Origin of the sequence: Paraburkholderia sp. CNPSo 3281 (assembly GCF_024206515.1) — a bacterium.
In the GTDB taxonomy this organism is placed as follows: Bacteria; Pseudomonadota; Gammaproteobacteria; order Burkholderiales; family Burkholderiaceae; genus Paraburkholderia; species Paraburkholderia nodosa.
The window spans coordinates 115126-131642 of sequence record NZ_JAMBPS010000005.1 but is presented as its reverse complement, the minus strand read 5'-3'; the positions used below and the strand labels follow the sequence as shown (position 1 = coordinate 131642).

Here is a 16517-nt window from a genome sequence, read left to right as displayed (position 1 = left end):
TGATGGAACTGACCCGTCCCCTCGTCGAACCGCGCCGGCTGAACCTGCGCCAGCTGGCCTTGCCGCTTGCGGGAGCGCTCGTCGCGTTCGCCGGCGTGCCTCTCGTGGCGAACGACTACTGGCTGAACGCGATCCTCGTGCCATTTCTGATCCTGTCCGTGGCCGGACTCGGTCTGAACTTCCTGACCGGCTATGCGGGGCAACTGTCGCTCGGCTCGGCCGCGTTCATGTCGATCGGCGCCTATGCGACCTACAACCTGCTCGTTCGCGTGCCCGCGTTGCCGCTTCCGGTCGGCCTGCTGCTCGGCGGCCTGGTCAGTGCCGCGGCCGGCGTGCTGTTCGGACTGCCGAGCCTGCGCATCAAGGGCTTTTACCTGATCGTCTCGACGCTGGCCGCGCAGTTCTTCGTGGTCTGGCTGTTCACGCGCGTGGCGTGGTTCTCGAACTACGACACGTCCGGCGTGCTGAGCGCGCCGCAGCTCATGATCGGTCACTGGCGCATCGACACGCCGGTGTCGCGCTACCTGTTCGTGCTCGGTGTCGCGACCTTGCTGTTCGCATTCGGCGCGAGCCTCGTGCGCAGCGAGCTGGGCAGGCGCTGGATGGCCGTGCGCGACATGGAAGCCGCTGCGCGCGTGATCGGCATCCCGGTGGGGCGCAGCAAGCTGCTGGCCTTCGCGCTGAGTTCCTTCGTGCTCGGCGTGGCAGGCGCGCTGTGGGCTTTTGCGTATCTCGGCACGATCGAGCCGGACGGTTTCAACCTGAATCTTTCATTCCAGGTGCTGTTCATCATCATCATCGGCGGCATGGGCAGCATCTCGGGCAACTTCCTGGGCGCAGCCTTCATCGTGTTGCTGCCGATTCTGCTTTCCAACGCGGCTGGCGCGCTGGCCTATGCTGGTATTGGCGCAGACCAGGTGCAGAACGTGCAGAAGATCGTCTTCGGCACGCTGATCATCGTCTTCCTGATCAAGGAACCGGAAGGCCTTGCGAGACTCGTGCAGATCGTTCGACAACGCCGACCGAAGGCATCCTGAGCCGCCAATTCTTCTGCTTTATCGCTGCTCTTATCGTTCAAGGAATATTTTGTTATGCGAAATAATTATATTCGTCTCGCTCGCACCAAGTGGGGAAAGTGGTCCTCGGTCTTGCTGGCCGCGCTCGCTGTCGGCGCGTTGCCTCACGCGCAAGCGGCAGGTGAGGAATACTTTCCGCTGCAAAGCTACCGGGTTGGCCCGTACGCAGCCGGTGGCAGCGGCTTCTTCGGCGGATTCATCGACTATCTACAGCTGATCAACGCGCGCGACGGCGGCGTGAACGGCGTCAAGCTCGTATGGAAGGAGTGCGAGACCGAATATGTTGTGGAGAAGGGCGTCGAATGCTATGAACGCCTGAAGAACGGTGGTCCCGACGGCGCGCCGACCGCGGCCACGAACCCGTTGTCAGTTGGCATTGCCTACGCGACGCTCGACCGATCAACGGCCGACAAGATCCCGCTCATCACGATCAACCACGGCCGCACCGATTCGACCGATGGCGCCGTGTTTCCCTATGTGTTCCCGCTGCAGCTGAATCCGTACAGCGAGGTCTCCGCAATCGTCAACTATATCGGGCAGCGCTCGGGCGGCCTCGCCGCGCTCAAGGGCAAGAAGATCGTCGTGCTGTATCACGGCTCGCCGTACGGCCGCGAAACGATTCCTGTGGTCGATCTGCTGGCGAAGAAGTACGGCTTCGACGTGACCCAGATCGAAGTGCCGCATCCCGGCAACGAACAGGGTTCGCAGTGGCTGAAGATTCACCAGATCAATCCCGACTGGGTGATCCTGCGCGGCTGGGGTGTGATGAATCCGGTGGCGATCAAGACCGCGCAGAAGGTTGGATACCCGGTCGATCACATCATCGGCAACATCTGGAGCAACTCCGAGGAAGACGTGCGTCCGGCGGGCGATGCGGCCAGGGGCTTCATCTCGATCACGACGCACCCCTCGGGCACGGACTACCCGGTGCTGCAGGCGATCAACCAGTACGTAATCAAGCCGGGCAACGGCAACCTCAAGGACCCGACGCGCTTTGGCACCGTCTATTACAACCTGGGCGTGGTGAACGGTATTTTGAACGTCGAGGCGGTGCGCGTCGCGCAGCGCAAGTTCGGCAACAAGCCCCTCACTGGCGAACAGGTGCGCTGGGGCTTCGAGCATCTGGATCTCGACGATGCGCGACTCAAGCAACTCGGCGCACTCGGCCTCGTCCAGCCGCTCAAGCTGACCTGCGCGGACCACGAAGGCGGCGGCGCCGTGCGCTTCCAGCAATGGGATGGCCGTAAGTGGAACGTGATCAGCAACTGGGTGCAGGCGGACCGCGCGCTGCTGCGTCCGATCATCGAGAAGTCGGCGCTGTCGTATGCGAAGGAGAGGGGCATTACGCCGCGCGATTGCAGCAAGGACCTCTGACATGGCGAGCCCCCCGATCCTGCAGGTCGATGAGATCGCCGTGACCTACAGCCAGATCATCCCCGCCCTGCGCGGGGTGTCGCTGGCGGTGCCCGAGGGCGCGATCGTTGCGCTGCTCGGCGGCAACGGTGCAGGCAAGACGACCACGCTCAAGGCGATCTCGAACCTCGTGCGCGCGGAGCGCGGCGAACTGACGGGTGGCCGCGTCGTCTATCGCGGCGCGGACATCGCGCGCATCGAGCCGTGGACACTGGTCGAGCGCGGTCTTGTCCAGGTGCTGGAAGGGCGGCGCTGCTTTGCGCATCTGTCGGTCGAGGAAAATCTGCGCATCGGCTCGTTCGCCCGGCGCCCTCGCCGGGCCGGGATCGAAGCAGATCTCGAACGGATCTACGCGATCTTTCCGCGTCTGAAGATTAAGCGCCACTCGCTGGCGGGATTGACGTCGGGTGGCGAGCAGCAGATGGTGGCGATCGGTCGCGCGCTGATGGCGCGTCCCTCGATGGTGCTGCTCGACGAGCCGTCAATGGGACTCGCGCCGCTGGTGGTCGAGGAAATCTTCGAGATCGTCGCGGCGCTCAACCGTGACGAGGGCGTGAGTTTTCTGCTTGCCGAGCAGAACGCGACGATGGCGCTGCGTTACGCGCAGCACGGCTACGTACTCGAAGGTGGACGCGTGCTTGCCGAGGGCGCGGCGGCCGAACTGGCCCGGCTTGATGTGCTGCACGACGCATATCTTGGGGGCGCAGCCGTCGACTACACTGCGCGTCGCTCCGGGCGTGCGAGGCAGGCCTTACCTGCTTGATGTGTGGTGCGTTTGACAGAGCTGACCGGACAGCGCGCGACGAAAAACACTGTGGCTTATGCGTGTTATACGCTTCATCCCATCCCCGTCGAGCGACGTTGTCCGCGGGCACGCAGGCGGGAGGCAATTGTGTTTGGTGCAATCGCCCCGCGCCGCTTCTGCAGCAGGATGTCCAGTCCGGCCCCATGTTCATCGACTGCCCGCCACAGCAGATAGGGTTCACCGCGCAACGTCACAAACATCTCGTCGAGATGCCAGGTGCTGGCTGGCTTGCGCCGCACCGCTTTGACACGATGGGCAAAGCTCGCGCCAAATTTGTCGCACCAGCGACGGACGGTCTCGTAGCTCACGACCACACCGCGCTCGAACAGCAACTCCTCGACGTCGCGCAGGCTGAGGTGGAACCGGAAATACCAGCGAACCGCGTGGCTGATGACCGCCGCCGGAAACCGGTGGCCGTGATAAAGCGATTTGGTCTTCTTCATTAACACATCTTACCCGGCCACTTCGTCAACGTGACAGCGCCGGCCGGACTAGTGAACCTCGACCAACGAGCGTATCCAATATACCTGTGCTAAAACTATGACAGGAACAAGCTGCTCATCTTTAGAAACTGCATGTACAGCAGAGGGGCACGTTCTGTCCGACTTTGTCGCAAAGGTGCCGTTCAGAACAGGTGGCGAATGCCAGCGTTGGCGCCGACTGTCGAACCCGTCACGCCATATAGTGCCCCGTTGATCGACAGGCCAGTGTCCATCGCGCCGTGGTTACGGACGAATCCGACCTGCCCATAGAGTGTCGTGCGCTTCGAGAGGTAGATTTCGGAGCCGACTGCAGCTAGGATCGAATGATTGGATGTGTCGTTACGATCCTGCGTGAACCATACGCCGCCGTTCACGTTCAGCGCCGGCGTCACACCATAGCTGAAGCCTCCGCCGTAGACGTGACTATCGAAGGAGCCCGCAACCTTGTACGAGACGAACGACGCATCGAGTGTTAGCTTTCCGAAATCGTAAGCCGCGCCGACGGTGTGGCCAGTGAACTGCACTGCGCTGGGAACGGGCGTCGTAGCGGCAGTGCCCCCGGCATTGCCGCTATACAGCGCGGCGTTGATCATTAGCCCCTTGAATGTGTATTTCAGGCTGACCGAATATTGCCGCCCCGCCTGGAAATTTCCCGCTTCGCCGCCGAGCGCCAGCATGGCGCTCCCTTGCAGGCCAGCAATGGTGGGACTCGTGTACGAATCCGAGGGTTGGAGCGCCCGATCACTGGCGATGCTCGTCATGCAGCCTCGCGACAACGCGGTCCGGTTGCGCGCGCAGAAACGCAGCGGCGGCAACGGCTACACGCTGGTCAGCGAGATCGACAAGTCCCGTCCCGCCCCGACATTCCTCGGCGTCGGGCACAAGGTCGTGAAGTGGCTCGCCGAAGAAACGGGCGGGGTTGCGGGCAGCACCCTGACAGAAGCCTTCCGCAACGCCCCATGGACGGCGCACATCCTCGGCGGCGCGGTCATCGGCTCGAACGCGACCACCGGCGTTATCGATGCGGGGCTGAAAGTGTTTGGTTACGAGAACATGATCGTCTGCGACGCCGCCGCCCTTCCCGCGAATCCTGGGGTCAACCCCGCGCTCACTATCACTGCCCTCGCCGAATACGCAATGGATCGGCTCCCCAGCGCACCCGCGCCGGCGCCGGAGACCGAGGACCGGTGATGCTACGCGGCCGAGCACAAATCGGCCAGGAACCGGAAGGCGGGGCGCGGCTCGCGATCACGCATAGGAAATTTAACGGTTAATGGGCTCGCGCTACGACGCACGTCGACAGTTCGCGCAGCCGCTGCGCGGATAACATCGTCCAGCTAGAGCCAACGATAGAAGTCGCACAATTGTATTGATATTAAGTATAACTATATATGGAGATTATTCGTGACATTCCCTTCCCATCGCATTTTAGTCGTTGTACTAGCGGGCATTTTATCAGGCAGCATCGGTACGGCCGCTCACGCGCAAAGCAGCGTGACGCTCTATGGCGTACTCGACGGCGCGCTGCTCTACACGAGCAAGACCTTGAGCTACCAAACCGGCGCCGACGCGGGAAAGCAGTTCTCGATGACCGATGCCGCAGCGAAGCAGGCCCTTCCGTATGGCTGCAGGCAAGCGGGTCGGAACTCTGTCGACACCGGCACGACGTTGGTGTTGCACGCGTGCTTTCCGCGCGGTGTCGGCTGTTCTCAAAGTCGCTGGCTCGGATTATCAGAGACTTCAGGGCTGCGAGGCGATTGCCAGGCCAGTACCGGAGTGAAAGCATGTCCGAACATGTGTACGTTGTTCTATATTTGAAACAATGACGCCAGCCGGGATTTCCCCTGTTGCGAGCGTCTGGAGGTGCCGCGCAACATGCGCGAACTCACATGCACTTCTCAGGAGCGCGTCAACATGTTTGTTGCGAACAGATCGAACCCGGTTCCCGAAAGGCTCCCCTTGCACGTCGAGGAAATCACGCCGTCGTGGCTGACGTCGGCGCTCGCGCGCGGTCATGAGGGCGTGACGGTCGAATCACTCACCGTGAGCGATGTGATGTACGGAACCGCTACCAAAGTCAGGGTGCATCCTGTCTACAACGCAAGAGGGCGCGAGCTAGGCTTGCCGGAGTCGTTGATCGTGAAGGGCGGTTTCGTTCCAGAATATCGGAATCTGAACGCCTACATATACGAATACGAGGCGAGGTTCTTCAAGGAAGTCCATCCTCACATGCACGCGAACGTACCGGCCTGCTTTTACGCAGAGACGGACGCTCGAAGCGGGCAGTCTATCGTGATCCTCGAAGATCTAAGCTCACGGAACGTTGAATTCTGCCGCGTGCAAAAGCCGCTCACGTTTGCGCAGGCCGCGGCGAATCTGGACGCGCAGGCACGTTGGCACGCCCAGTTCTGGCAATCACCGGAACTCGATAGTGGTGGTGAACTGGCCTGGCTGGCGCCGCAGGATCCGCTGCCCGATGGCGAGTCAGGCACGTATCACTGGGGCCAGTTGAAACCCGATGTTTTCGCAAGCTATACGCAGTTGCCTCGCGGGGTTGCCGTGCCAAAGCGGTTTCATGATCGGGACTGGATGGAGCGCGCGTTGCTCGATCTGCGCGCTTTCGACCGTATCGGGCCGATGACGCTTCTCCACGGCGACGTTCACCTCGGAAATCTCTATTTCGACCGCGACGGCACGCCCGGCTTTCTCGACTGGCAGTCGTATCGACGCGGACCGTGGGCCCATGATGTCACGTATTTCCTGATCTCGGCATTGGACATCGCGGATCGACCGCGATGGGAGCGTGCGCTGCTCGAGCACTATCTCGAGCGGCTTGCGTTTTACGGGGTGAAGGAGCCGCCGTCATTTGAAAGCGCGCTCGAAGCGTATCGGCGGCACATCGTCTACGGACTGTTCTTCTGGCTCGTGAACCCGGTGGAATGGCAGGTGGAAGTCAACAATTGCGCAGTTGCCCCGCGATTCGCAATGGCAGCGCTCGATCACGAGATTCATGACCTTATCGGCCGATAACAACCTTCGGGGGCGTTGAGCGGCACGGCCAGGCGTGCCGCTACCGAAGCCGCATCGCGTATGGCGCTTGACGTTGTCTCCTCAGCAGGGTACATTTTTTAGACCATCATTCAAGAATGTGAATGATGTGATAATGATGAGGAGGCAAGCATGTCGGAGATGGTCGCTCGACGCAGCACGACCTGGCACAGGGTGTATGCGTGGGCTGCGCTCGGTGCGCTTTTCGCTTTTGCACAATTCTACGCCTACGTGGCATGGATTCGTTCGGAGGACTTCCGCCCCGTCGAACTGGGCGCGGACCCGATTCCGGAATCCGTGAAGGCGACGATCGACCATTACCAATGGGTCAGCGTGCTGCTATTGATTCCGGTGGCAATCTGGTTCATCTACGGAATCGTCAAAAGCCGCCGCATCGACGCGGTGCGTCTCATGATGATCGGCTGGCTCTCGGCATACTGGCTCGACCCGTGGTTGGACTTCCTTCGGCCGATGTTCACCTATAACGCCTATGCGGTGAATTTCGGCTGCTGGTGCCGATTCATTCCGTTCTGGCAGTCGCCGCATGCCCGCATTGCTGAGCCAGTCCTGATCGACGCGCCAAGCTACTTCTACACGTTCACAGGCACAGCGGTGGTCGCGCTATGGGCGATGCGTGCGGTCCGCCAGCGTTGGCCCCGTGCGGGCAACGTTGGACTCACGCTCGCGGGCTTCGCTGCCATCTGGATGACGATGGGTCTGCTCGACATCGCTGCCAGCCGCTTCATGGGATTCGATGCGTGGCCGGGCGCGTTTCAGCGTGTTTCGTTCTGGGGCGGTCACTACTACCAGTTTCCGGTTTACGAGTTCCTGCTGTTTCCGTCCGCCTTCGTGGCTTCTGCGTTCCTTCTGATGAGCGTCGACAACAACGGTTACACGGCGATCGAACGAGGCGTCGATCGTCTCGAGTGCCATTCTGCGGTTCGCACGGCGCTGCGCGTGCTGGCCTTCGTCGCGTTTTGCAATGTACTGAACCTTGCCTACACGACTGCAATGGGTGTGCACGCGGTATATGCGGATCCGTGGCCGACGGATATGCCGAGTTGGCTGGCGAACAATCGATGAACAACCGGAACGCTCAGCGCTTCGACAACGTCGAGTATTACGTAGAAGACGACGTGGCCGTCGTCGCGATGAGCCACCCGCCGGTCAACGGGCTGGGCCTCGGAGTTCGTCGCGGGCTCGTCGCTGCGTTCGAAGCGGCGCGGCACGATCCGGAAGTTCGAGCGATCGTGCTCAAAGGCTGCGGTCGTGGCTTCACTGCAGGCGGCGACATCCGCGAATTCGGCACGGCCGCTGCGGCGGCAGCCCCCGCGTTATCGCTGCATGTTCATCCGGTGATCGAGGCGAGCGAGAAGCCGGTTGTCGCCGCTATTCACGGATTTGCCATTGGCGGTGGGCTGGAAACGGCGTTGGTCTGCCATTACCGGCTTGTCGCAGACAATGCGCAGATCGGGCTGCCGGAGTGCAGGCTTGGTGTGATCCCTTTGTCCGGGACGCAGCGTTTGCCGCGTGTGCTGGGCCTCGCAAAATCGATCGAGTTCATTCTCGGCACGCAAATCGTGTCCGCGAGTACGTTCGCCGGAACAGCGCTATTCGACCGAATCGTCGAGGGCGATGAGCAGCACGTGTTGCGCCTGGCGATCGAACTGGCGCGAGCGAAGATCGGCAGCGCGGCGTTGCCATTGATAAGTCGGCTGCCATTGCCGGATCACGATCCGGTTTCCGTTATCGCTAAGGCGCGCGCACGTCTCGCCTGTGGCGATGCGATAGAAAGCAAGTGCCTGGATGCCATCGCTGCCGCCGCCGAGTCGGCTGATTTCGAAGCGGGCCTGGCCGCGGCGCGCACGATTTACGATCGGCTCGCTGCGTCCGATGAGGTGTCGAGGCAGCGAGATCGTTTTTTCAAGTCGCGCCAGGACAACCACGCGCGATAAGTGCCGACTGAACTGCCGTTACGTGGAAAGCTGCTTGCGCAGGTCGCCTTTTCGCACTTTTCCCGATGGCGTGCGCGGCAGTTCTGTAACGATGCAAAGATGCTCGGGGGTCTTTTGCTTCGCCACGCCCGCGGCGGCAAAGTGGGTCTGAACTGCGCTCAGGTCGAGTGCCGTGTGTTCGTGCAAGACGACTACGGCACAGACTCTTTCGCCGTATCGGGCGTCGGGTTGCGCCACGACGGCGACATCGCGTACGGCGGGGTGAGTGGCAAGCACGCGCTCCACTTCGAGCGACGAGATGTTTTCTCCACCGCGAATCACGATGTCCTTCTTTCGGTCCGTGATGGTCAGGCAGCCGCTTTCGTCGAGATGACCAATATCGCCAGTCCGGAACCATCCGTCGCGAGTGAATGCCGCTGCATTGAGCGCCGGGTCGGTGTAACCGACGAACAACTCCGGTCCCTTGATGAGAATCTCGCCGTCGTGTCCCGCAGGCAGGTCGCGGTCTAACTCGTCGACAACGCGCACCTGAGAACCGGGCTGAACGCGCCCGTCCGAATTGGCTCGAATTTCAAAAGGCGAATCGGCCCAGCCAACGCTCACCGTCGAGTGCTCGGTCAACCCATAAGCGCGTGTTCCCGTAAATCCGGCGCGATCGGCCAGCGCGACGTGCTCGGGCGTGACGCCAGTGCCGCCCAGACCGTAAGACACAAGCGACGCCAGGCTGCGGCCGTCGTGATGAGCGGCATCAAGGAGTCCTTGAAGATGGAACGGCGTGCCGCCTGAAAGGCGCACGCGATGCTCTTCGATGAGTCGCGCAGCGAGCGAGGCGTCCCATCGGTCCATGAACACCATCTCCGTGCCGGTGACGAACGGGCGCAGCAGAAAATTGAAGCCTGCGATATGTCCGGCGGGGAAGGGTGTGAGGTAAGGCCCAGACCCGTCGATGAACGGAATCTGCCACTCTGCGCCAACGGTGCGATGCGAGTGCTGAACGCCTTTGGGTGAAGCCGTGGTCCCCGATGTGTACAGCAGCAGGCAGATGTCTTCCGATGTTGGCGCGTCCCCGAGATGCCGATCGTGCGTTGTCGCCGCGAGCCGTTGCAGCGCATCGAACGTGATACCGTTCGCGGGCGCCCGATTGCCAACGACGATAACGCGCTCCAGATCGGGTGGGTCGCCTAGCGCCGCGACACGCTCCAGGTAGTCCGTGCCGCACCAGAGGTCGGGTACGCAAAGAAATCGGGCGCGCGACTGCCGAAGGATGAAGCCGACTTCGGCTGGACCGTAGATGTGGACGATCGGTACGAGCACGGCGCCGATTTCGAGTGCAGCCAGATACAGAAGCGCAGTCTCGCGTTGTGTGGGGAGCTGTATCGCGATCACCTCGCCTCGACGCAGGCCGATCGCTCGCAGCGCCTTGCATATTCCTCTCGCGTCGTGCAGCAAGGACTGCGTGGTGCACGTGTAGGCGCCGCCCTGGGTATGAAAATGGAGCGGCGTGGCGCCGTGCTGTTCGACGGCGCGCGCGATCAGAGCCGAGAGAGGCAACTCACTTGTCCAGGTTGCAGTTGTGTCGGGTTTCATGCCAGCAACGCTCGTAAGAGGCTCACCAGCGCGAGTGGCTGGTCAAGCATCATGTGATGGCCTGCGCGCGGCATCGTGATGGGTCCCTTCGCGCCAGGAATCGCCGCTACGATGTGGCGCGCGCGATCCGCGCTGACCACGCTGCTGCACTCGGCGTGAACGTAGCTGACGGGAACCGTGATGCGGGTCAGCAGGTCTTCCTCGCCTTCGACCGGCTGGAGATCCCGCAGCTTCGGGTCGAAACGCCACACCCAACCTTCGGCGGTTTGGCGAAGCGATGTCTGCGCAAGATGTTCAAGAAGCCACGGCTCGCAATCCTGCTCGGGGATGAGGCGAAAGCGGCTGACGCTGGTTTGCCAGTCCGGATAGGGACGCGGAGGCGGGCGACGTTCCACGGCAGGCAAGCTATCGCCGCGTAGCATGAAATACGAATCGAGCACGATGGCATGCGAGAGACGATCGGGAAAAGTCGCGCACGCCTGCAGGAGACGAGATCCGCCGAAGCTGTGGCCGACTGCAACACACGGACCGGAGCCGATTGCATCTACGACGGCTACGAGGTCGCGCACGAAAATGTCTGCGCTGTATTCCTGCCTGTAGCCGCTGTCACCCATGCCGCTGAAATCCAGAGCGAACACGCGAAAGCGGTCGGTGAAAAACGGCGCAATGAAGTCCCACCAGTGCGTGTGTCCTAGAAATCCATGCGCGAAGACGAGCGGAGGTTTGCCTGTGTCTGCGGCGTTCCAGGAAACATAGTGCACTGCGGCCCCGCTGGCTTCGGTGAAGTGGGAGCGGCGTGGCTGGCTCATGGCGAGATCGAACCAGGAGGGGGCACTGACATTCATTGCGGCTCTTCCATTGCTCAAGGATTGTTTCGCACACCTGTCACGCAAGCGGGATGTGCTGTCGATTCGCGTCGATCCAGTCTGTCATCGAGGTCAGCTGGATACCACGTTCGGAGAGCGAATCGATGTCGACGCGATACCCGACCGCGTTGATCCATTCCTGCGCGTTCACCCAGCCCGGTGCGAGGCCCCTTGCTCGCGCTTCGTCCGGCGAGACGTGCGAAACGCCAATCTGTGTGCCAAGAACCTGAGCGAGGCGAGCTCCCACTGCGGACATCGTGAGCTTCTCCGAAGCCAGCGGCACAGTCTCGCCATGCCAGCGTTGCGCGTCGTTGAGCGCGCTGGCTGCGAGCGCACCCACGTCGTCGGCGGCAACCCAGTCGAGCCGGGTATCGGGCAGCAACGCGCTGAGCAGCAAGCCCTCGCGCAGGTGCGGGAACATCGCGCGCGCTTTCGGCTCAGCGAGATTGTCCATCATGAATGCCGGTTGCAAGACCGTCCATGATTCGAAACCCGCAGAGCGAACGGCCTCTTCGACGTCCCATTTGTCCGTCCAGTATTTTTGATTCCAGCGCTTCTCGTTCCAGTCTGGAAACGTCAAATGATTGCCTGCCTGCGCCACGGAGGTATGAACGAATTGCGGGACGCCCGCGTTGCGCGCTGCGTTGATGAGCGCGAAACCCTGGCGGCGCTCCCTGTCGCTGCGATCGAAATCAGGGAGGAGAACGGAAAAGACGGAGCGGACGCCCTCCATCGCTTTTTCGAGCGACTCACGGTCGTCCAGATCCCCCCTTAGGCCCTGCGCATTCATTTCGATGAGTGCCCGCGCAGTCGGCGAGTCTGGATCTCGTGTCAGAAAGCGCACTGTACGTCCAGCCGCAAGGAGGCGACGAGCGGTAGCACCCCCTTGCGCGCCAGTAGCGCCGATGACGAGTGTCGCGTCGGATGAATCGGTCATGATTTTCCGGTGGTCGAACTATAGAGGTAGGCCGGCCGTGTCGTGGTTGGGCGCATAGCGCACGAAGTCACTAGCCATGCGACCGGTCATTGAGGAATCGCCTGGAATCGCGCTTGTGTTCTAATATTAGCACGGTGTTCAGAAAAATATGCGGTGGCGAATGCGCGGGCGCCAAGGGGCGCGAAGCGGAAAGACGAAGCGTCGTCTTTCCGCGCGATAGCACGATCAATGCTGCGGTCGCAGCGTTTGAACGAGGCCGCCTTCATGTGCGACGATCACTTCGCAGCCCGGGTGATAAACGTCGGCAATCTCCTCGCCGCGCACGCGGTTGCCCTGGAAACCGCGCAAATAGCTCGTTTCGTCGAGCCGCAAGACATGCTCGCCATCCGCGTCGCGCACAACGATCTGGTCAGGCGCGATAGACGTCAGCGTGCCCACATAGGGCAGCCGGGGCGCGAACGGGAAACTGCCGCCTTGCGGCAGGATGCGCGTGTCGAGCGAAAGGCGGAAGCGGTCGGAATGATTGCTGAGCCCGGAATGCGGCGTGCGCCGGCTCATCAACAGGACGTCGCCCAGACGGTAGTTCGTGCGGCGCCATGCTTCTTCGGGCACGCTCGCAAGGTCGATGGGAATGATCTTGTCTCCGTCCTTCTTATGCAGGCACGGAAGCTTGTGCAGCCCTTCCGCTACGGCCAGTCCACCAACTTGCGCGTCGATATCGCTGAGTGGAATCCAGCAAATGATGAAGTCGAGGCGGTCGCTGTAGATCGCATCTTCGTGAATGAAGTCGAAGCGTGTGCGGTTTTTGTCGATGGCGGGCGGCGAAGTGCGGTATTCGGTAAACGGCACCCAATAAAGCGGTACGTCGAAGAGCCGCTGGAAGAATGCGCGAGTTGCGGGATCTTCCATCACGGTTCGCGCGGCGCGCTGCTCATTCATTTCCTTCACGGGAAAGAAGCTGAAATTTTCGCGCTCCTTGCCGGTCCATCGCACGTCCCGATCGTTACGGTCCACGAAACCGTTGCGGTCGAGGTGGTCAACGAGCAGCGCGCGCATGCGTTCGAGCGGCTCGTGGTCCAGTACGTCGCGGAAGAACAGGTAGCCGTCTTCGTCCCAGCGTTGTTGCAGCGCGGCGTGATCGCCGAGCAGATCGTTCGAAACGTTGAATTCGCGCATCGTCGGCACGATATCCACGATTGGTGTGCTCACAAATTGTCTCCTCAGGTCGCAGGGCGCTTTGCCGCTGTCTCACAGCAATCCGCGTTCTTCCGAAGTGCGGGTGGTTGTGTCGATGCCCAGTTCCCGCAGCGTCTCGAGTACGGCCGTGGTGGCGGAGGCGACAGCCGGGAAGCCTGCATACGGCAGCGCCTGAATGAGCACACCCTCGAGCTCTCGTGCGCTCAGACCGTTGCGTACTGCAATGCGGACGTGGTTTTTCAGCTCGAGTGTCTGCCGGTTGGCAATCAGGATGCCGAGCGTCACGAGGCTGCGCTGTTTGCGCTCGAGCTTGTCGTCGCCCCATACGTCCGCGAACGCGTAATTGACGGCAAGGCGTGAAATATCGGCGCCGAAGCCGTTGGACTCGCTTGCGGCCCGCAGGCCGGCTGCCTTGTCCTCACCCATGATTTCGCCGAATACCTTTAAACCATAGGCGTGCTTTTCTTCGAGGGTCTTCATTTGCGTCTCCTGTTTTACCGCGGCGGCGCGGCTATGGGTGGCGGGTAGCGGCTCCGCTTTTCCCGCCATTCTTTTCGCTGGCAATATTGACGATGATGCGTGCTAAGATCGCCGCGAAAGAGGATCAAATTCTGCATATAAGGGGATCGAAATTCGCAAGCCCGCCACCCCGACTGAGCCAGTGAAAGACGTTGCCGCGCTCGTGCTGCCGGGCAGCTACCTGTCGAGCGTGGGCGCGCTGGTGGATGGGTTCGCGCTCATTGCGCGACATGTATTTACGCAGTTCGCGCCGCCATACCGCCACACGATGAAGACGCAGGTGCGCCTGTTGAGCGCCACCGCGGGCAGTCTGGAGTTCGCCGGCGGCCGGAAGATGGATAGTGACGGCGACTTGCTGGGGGACGCCGAGTACAGCATCGTCTACCTCCCGGCCTTTGCGGTGGCCAGCGAGGAGGCGCTCGTTACGCTGCTCGACCACGCACAGCCGGTGACGGAGTGGCTGCGTTGGCAACGTTCCCGGGGCGCGGTACTGGCCGCAAGCGGCACAGGGGTATTGCTGCTCGCTCAGGCAGGCCTTCTCGACGGTGGCCCTGCGGCTGTCCCGCGCGTGCTCAGGGGCTTGCTGCGCTCGCGCTATCCTAAGGTGCGCGTGGACACAGGCGCCACAATCGCGGAGCACGGAGGCGCGCACACCTGCAGCGTGCCGGCAAGCGAATGGCAACTCGTGGCGCGCCTCGTCGATCGTGCGATTTCATCGCATACCGCTCAATGGCTAGCCTCGACGACAGGCACGGATGGCGAGCGCGAGGAAGGCCGCCTGTCGAGCGACGATCCGCTCGTAAGCAGCGCGCAGTTCTGGCTCGCACAGCGTTTCGCCCAGGACTTCAAAATCAGCGAACTGGCGGACGTGCTGGCGGTCAGTCACGCTACGTTGCTGCGCCGCTTCTCACGAAGCCTCGGCATGACGCCGCGGGCTTATGCAAGCTCATTGCGAATCGAGTCAGCAAAGCGCATGCTGCGCAACACTCAGGTCTCCATCGAGCAGATCGCCGTCATGGTTGGCTATTCAGATGTGCGCGCGTTTCGCAACATCTTCCACAAATACGTTTCGATGAGTCCTTCCGCGTATCGACGGCGCGGCGCCGGCCACGAATGAAGAATGAAGCTGCCCGGCATTCAGGCGGCAAAGGTGTCGAGTTCCGCCTTGCCGGTATCGGTCGAACGAAACTGTTCGAGCAGGTAATCCACAAAAACCCTGACTTTTGCGGGCAGATACTGGCGGTGGGGGTAATGCACCTAAATGCGCCGCCCCGTACCATCCGCCTCGTCGCCGTGCGCCCGGTATTCGGGAAGCACGATCTTGAGTGCCCCGGTACGCAGATACGGTAGCACCACGGGCACGGATGACGGCGTGATCCCTGCGCCGCTGAGCGCCGCGACGAGGCTGGTATCCGGCTGGCCCGCCACGGTTAGACGCCCGCGGGGATGGTGGACGCAGGTCTACGTCAAGTCCGGATGCACCCGATACCGCCCACGTTCAACAATGTGACCAGGGTTCATCCGTAGTGCACTGCAACGGGACAAAGGCGATATGCTGGCGGCACCCTCGATATCGAAGTCATATCAAGCCATGGAATTGCGGCATCTCAGGCACTTTGTAGCGGTTGCGGAGACCCAGCACTTCGGGCGTGCGGCTGCGCGCCTCGGCATGGCGCAGCCGCCGCTCAGCCAGTCGATCATGCGGCTGGAGGAACAGCTTGGCATCAAGCTGCTCGAACGCACGCCGCGCGGTGTGACCCTCACGCCCGCGGGATCCGCGTTGCTCGCGGAAGCCAAGCCGCTCATCGCGCAAGCGGAACTAGCCGAGCGGCGGGTGCGTCAGGCAGCCGATGAACTGGCGAGCTTGAGCGTGGCGTTCGTGCCGATGTGCGCGCTACGCATCATGCCGCTCGCCATTCAGGGGCTGCGCAAGCAATGGCCGGGTGTCGATGTCCGGTTGATCGAGCGTGGTAGTGCCCTGACTGTCGCGAGCGTGAAAAATGGCAGCATCGACCTGGGCGTGGTAGTGACCAGCGCGGCGGACGTCTCGGGTCTGGAAAGCGTAGTGATCGAGCGCCTGCGCGTGGTGGCCGCGGTCCCCGCGAAGTGGCCCGTCGCCGCGCAGCGTTCGATTCGCATCGCTGATCTCGCTCGATATCCACTCATCATGTTCCCTCAGCAGATGTCGCAACCGCTGTTCGCCGCGTTCGAAGCAGCACGGCGCGAGGAGGGCTTGTCGCCGCGAGTGACCCAGCAGGCTCGCCACCCCTATACGATGCTCAACCTCGTCGCTCACGAGCTGGGTGTCGGTTTGATGCTGGACTCGGCGCGATACTTGCCCGTGGAAGGTGTTGCTTACGTTGATATAGAAGATGTCCCGGCATCTGGCGAAACGGAAGTGTCGCTGGTGTGGGCGGATAGACCCCACAAGCCCTGGCACCGCGCGATGCTCGACATCATGCGCGAAATCGCGTCGCCGACCCCGGTGTGACGCGCGCAGTCGCGCCGTTGAACCGATTCATTCTCGCTGCTCCTCGCGCCATTCGTTTCTGCGTTCACCTTGACACCCCACGGTGGGGTGTTTATGTTTACGAATGACGTTCACAAAATAACCCGCTCGCGTGGCGAGCCA

The 16517-nt window shown here is 61.8% G+C and carries 15 protein-coding genes and 2 pseudogenes; 10 read left to right on the top strand and 7 right to left on the bottom strand.

The window, feature by feature from the left end; translation table 11 throughout:
* The first annotated feature begins 2 nt into the window (after positions 1 to 2).
* From M3I56_RS08175 to M3I56_RS08165, 3 genes are read left to right on the top strand one after another with little or no spacing between them, the layout of a single operon-like run.
* Positions 3 to 1037, top strand: a complete 1035-nt coding sequence (locus tag M3I56_RS08175; protein WP_254353357.1) for a branched-chain amino acid ABC transporter permease — start codon at positions 3 to 5, stop codon at positions 1035 to 1037.
* 54 nt (positions 1038 to 1091) lie between these two features.
* Entirely contained in the window at positions 1092 to 2450 is a 1359-nt protein-coding gene (locus tag M3I56_RS08170; protein WP_254353356.1) for an ABC transporter substrate-binding protein, read from the top strand.
* A 1-nt stretch (position 2451) separates the two neighbouring features.
* On the top strand, positions 2452 to 3252 hold the full coding sequence (locus tag M3I56_RS08165; protein ID WP_254353355.1) for an ABC transporter ATP-binding protein: 801 nt from the start codon (positions 2452 to 2454) through the stop codon (positions 3250 to 3252).
* Positions 3253 to 3359: 107 nt separating this feature from the next.
* On the opposite strand, the pseudogene M3I56_RS08160 reads toward M3I56_RS08165, so the two are convergent.
* Together M3I56_RS08160 and M3I56_RS08155 are read right to left on the bottom strand one after the other, a co-directional pair.
* Positions 3360 to 3737 (bottom strand): annotated as a pseudogene (locus M3I56_RS08160) (IS6 family transposase); the annotation flags it as partial.
* 182 nt (positions 3738 to 3919) lie between these two features.
* A pseudogene (locus M3I56_RS08155) lies at positions 3920 to 4495 on the bottom strand (porin); the annotation flags it as partial.
* Between the two features lie 40 nt (positions 4496 to 4535).
* Here M3I56_RS08155 and M3I56_RS08150 point away from each other — a divergent pair.
* The 5 genes from M3I56_RS08150 to M3I56_RS08130 all read left to right on the top strand — a co-directional run bounded on the left by M3I56_RS08150 (position 4536) and on the right by M3I56_RS08130 (position 8779).
* Positions 4536 to 4967: a GMC oxidoreductase gene (locus tag M3I56_RS08150; protein WP_254353354.1), complete on the top strand. Its 432-nt coding sequence runs from the start codon at positions 4536 to 4538 to the stop codon at positions 4965 to 4967.
* A gap of 213 nt (positions 4968 to 5180) precedes the next feature.
* Positions 5181 to 5594 carry a hypothetical protein gene (locus tag M3I56_RS41565; RefSeq protein WP_375541690.1) on the top strand — a complete coding sequence of 138 codons (414 nt, stop codon included), beginning with the start codon at positions 5181 to 5183 and terminating at the stop codon, positions 5592 to 5594.
* A gap of 45 nt (positions 5595 to 5639) precedes the next feature.
* Entirely contained in the window at positions 5640 to 6806 is a 1167-nt protein-coding gene (locus tag M3I56_RS08140) for an ecdysteroid 22-kinase family protein (RefSeq protein WP_254353353.1), read from the top strand.
* 150 nt (positions 6807 to 6956) lie between these two features.
* The gene (locus tag M3I56_RS08135; RefSeq protein ID WP_254353352.1) at positions 6957 to 7907 is read left to right on the top strand and encodes a spirocyclase AveC family protein; all 951 of its coding nucleotides are present in this window, start codon (positions 6957 to 6959) and stop codon (positions 7905 to 7907) included.
* A complete protein-coding gene (locus tag M3I56_RS08130) occupies positions 7904 to 8779 on the top strand; it encodes an enoyl-CoA hydratase-related protein (RefSeq protein WP_254353351.1) in 876 nt (291 codons plus the stop codon). Before M3I56_RS08135 ends, M3I56_RS08130 begins: the two co-directional genes overlap by 4 nt.
* An 18-nt stretch (positions 8780 to 8797) precedes the next feature.
* Here the strand turns inward: M3I56_RS08130 and M3I56_RS08125 are convergent, their stop codons facing one another.
* The 5 genes from M3I56_RS08125 to M3I56_RS08105 form a co-directional block, all read right to left on the bottom strand.
* Positions 8798 to 10330 (bottom strand): AMP-binding protein, encoded by a 1533-nt coding sequence (locus M3I56_RS08125; protein WP_254353350.1) that lies wholly within the window; start codon positions 10328 to 10330, stop codon positions 8798 to 8800.
* Between the two features lie 32 nt (positions 10331 to 10362).
* Complete coding sequence (locus tag M3I56_RS08120) at positions 10363 to 11211, bottom strand: alpha/beta fold hydrolase (RefSeq protein ID WP_254353349.1); 849 nt, start codon at positions 11209 to 11211, stop codon at positions 10363 to 10365.
* Between the two features lie 40 nt (positions 11212 to 11251).
* The gene (locus M3I56_RS08115; RefSeq protein WP_254353348.1) at positions 11252 to 12169 is read right to left on the bottom strand and encodes an NmrA/HSCARG family protein; all 918 of its coding nucleotides are present in this window, start codon (positions 12167 to 12169) and stop codon (positions 11252 to 11254) included.
* Positions 12170 to 12394: 225 nt separating this feature from the next.
* The gene (locus M3I56_RS08110; RefSeq protein WP_254353347.1) at positions 12395 to 13378 is read right to left on the bottom strand and encodes a phytanoyl-CoA dioxygenase family protein; all 984 of its coding nucleotides are present in this window, start codon (positions 13376 to 13378) and stop codon (positions 12395 to 12397) included.
* A 39-nt stretch (positions 13379 to 13417) separates the two neighbouring features.
* Positions 13418 to 13846, bottom strand: coding sequence for a carboxymuconolactone decarboxylase family protein (locus M3I56_RS08105; RefSeq protein WP_254353346.1), 429 nt, complete (start codon positions 13844 to 13846; stop codon positions 13418 to 13420).
* 181 nt (positions 13847 to 14027) lie between these two features.
* Here M3I56_RS08105 and M3I56_RS08100 point away from each other — a divergent pair, with 181 nt between their 5' ends.
* Both M3I56_RS08100 and M3I56_RS08095 read left to right on the top strand, forming a co-directional pair.
* Complete coding sequence (locus M3I56_RS08100; RefSeq protein WP_254353345.1) at positions 14028 to 15002, top strand: GlxA family transcriptional regulator; 975 nt, start codon at positions 14028 to 14030, stop codon at positions 15000 to 15002.
* Between the two features lie 435 nt (positions 15003 to 15437).
* Positions 15438 to 16376, top strand: coding sequence for a LysR family transcriptional regulator (locus M3I56_RS08095; protein WP_309249136.1), 939 nt, complete (start codon positions 15438 to 15440; stop codon positions 16374 to 16376).
* Positions 16377 to 16517: the final 141 nt, after the last annotated feature.

Excerpts from the sequence above, each read along its gene's own strand:
- M3I56_RS08175 (WP_254353357.1), top strand. The coding sequence starts at position 3 with ATGGAACTGACCCGTCCCCTCGTCGAACCGCGCCGGCTGAACCTGCGC.
- M3I56_RS08170 (WP_254353356.1), top strand. The coding sequence starts at position 1,092 with ATGCGAAATAATTATATTCGTCTCGCTCGCACCAAGTGGGGAAAGTGG.
- M3I56_RS08165 (WP_254353355.1), top strand. The coding sequence starts at position 2,452 with ATGGCGAGCCCCCCGATCCTGCAGGTCGATGAGATCGCCGTGACCTAC.
- M3I56_RS08150 (WP_254353354.1), top strand. The coding sequence starts at position 4,536 with ATGCAGCCTCGCGACAACGCGGTCCGGTTGCGCGCGCAGAAACGCAGC.
- M3I56_RS08135 (WP_254353352.1), top strand. The coding sequence starts at position 6,957 with ATGTCGGAGATGGTCGCTCGACGCAGCACGACCTGGCACAGGGTGTAT.
- M3I56_RS08130 (WP_254353351.1), top strand. The coding sequence starts at position 7,904 with ATGAACAACCGGAACGCTCAGCGCTTCGACAACGTCGAGTATTACGTA.
- M3I56_RS08120 (WP_254353349.1), bottom strand. The coding sequence starts at position 11,211 with ATGAATGTCAGTGCCCCCTCCTGGTTCGATCTCGCCATGAGCCAGCCA.
- M3I56_RS08115 (WP_254353348.1), bottom strand. The coding sequence starts at position 12,169 with ATGACCGATTCATCCGACGCGACACTCGTCATCGGCGCTACTGGCGCG.
- M3I56_RS08105 (WP_254353346.1), bottom strand. The coding sequence starts at position 13,846 with ATGAAGACCCTCGAAGAAAAGCACGCCTATGGTTTAAAGGTATTCGGC.
- M3I56_RS08095 (WP_309249136.1), top strand. The coding sequence starts at position 15,438 with ATGCTGGCGGCACCCTCGATATCGAAGTCATATCAAGCCATGGAATTG.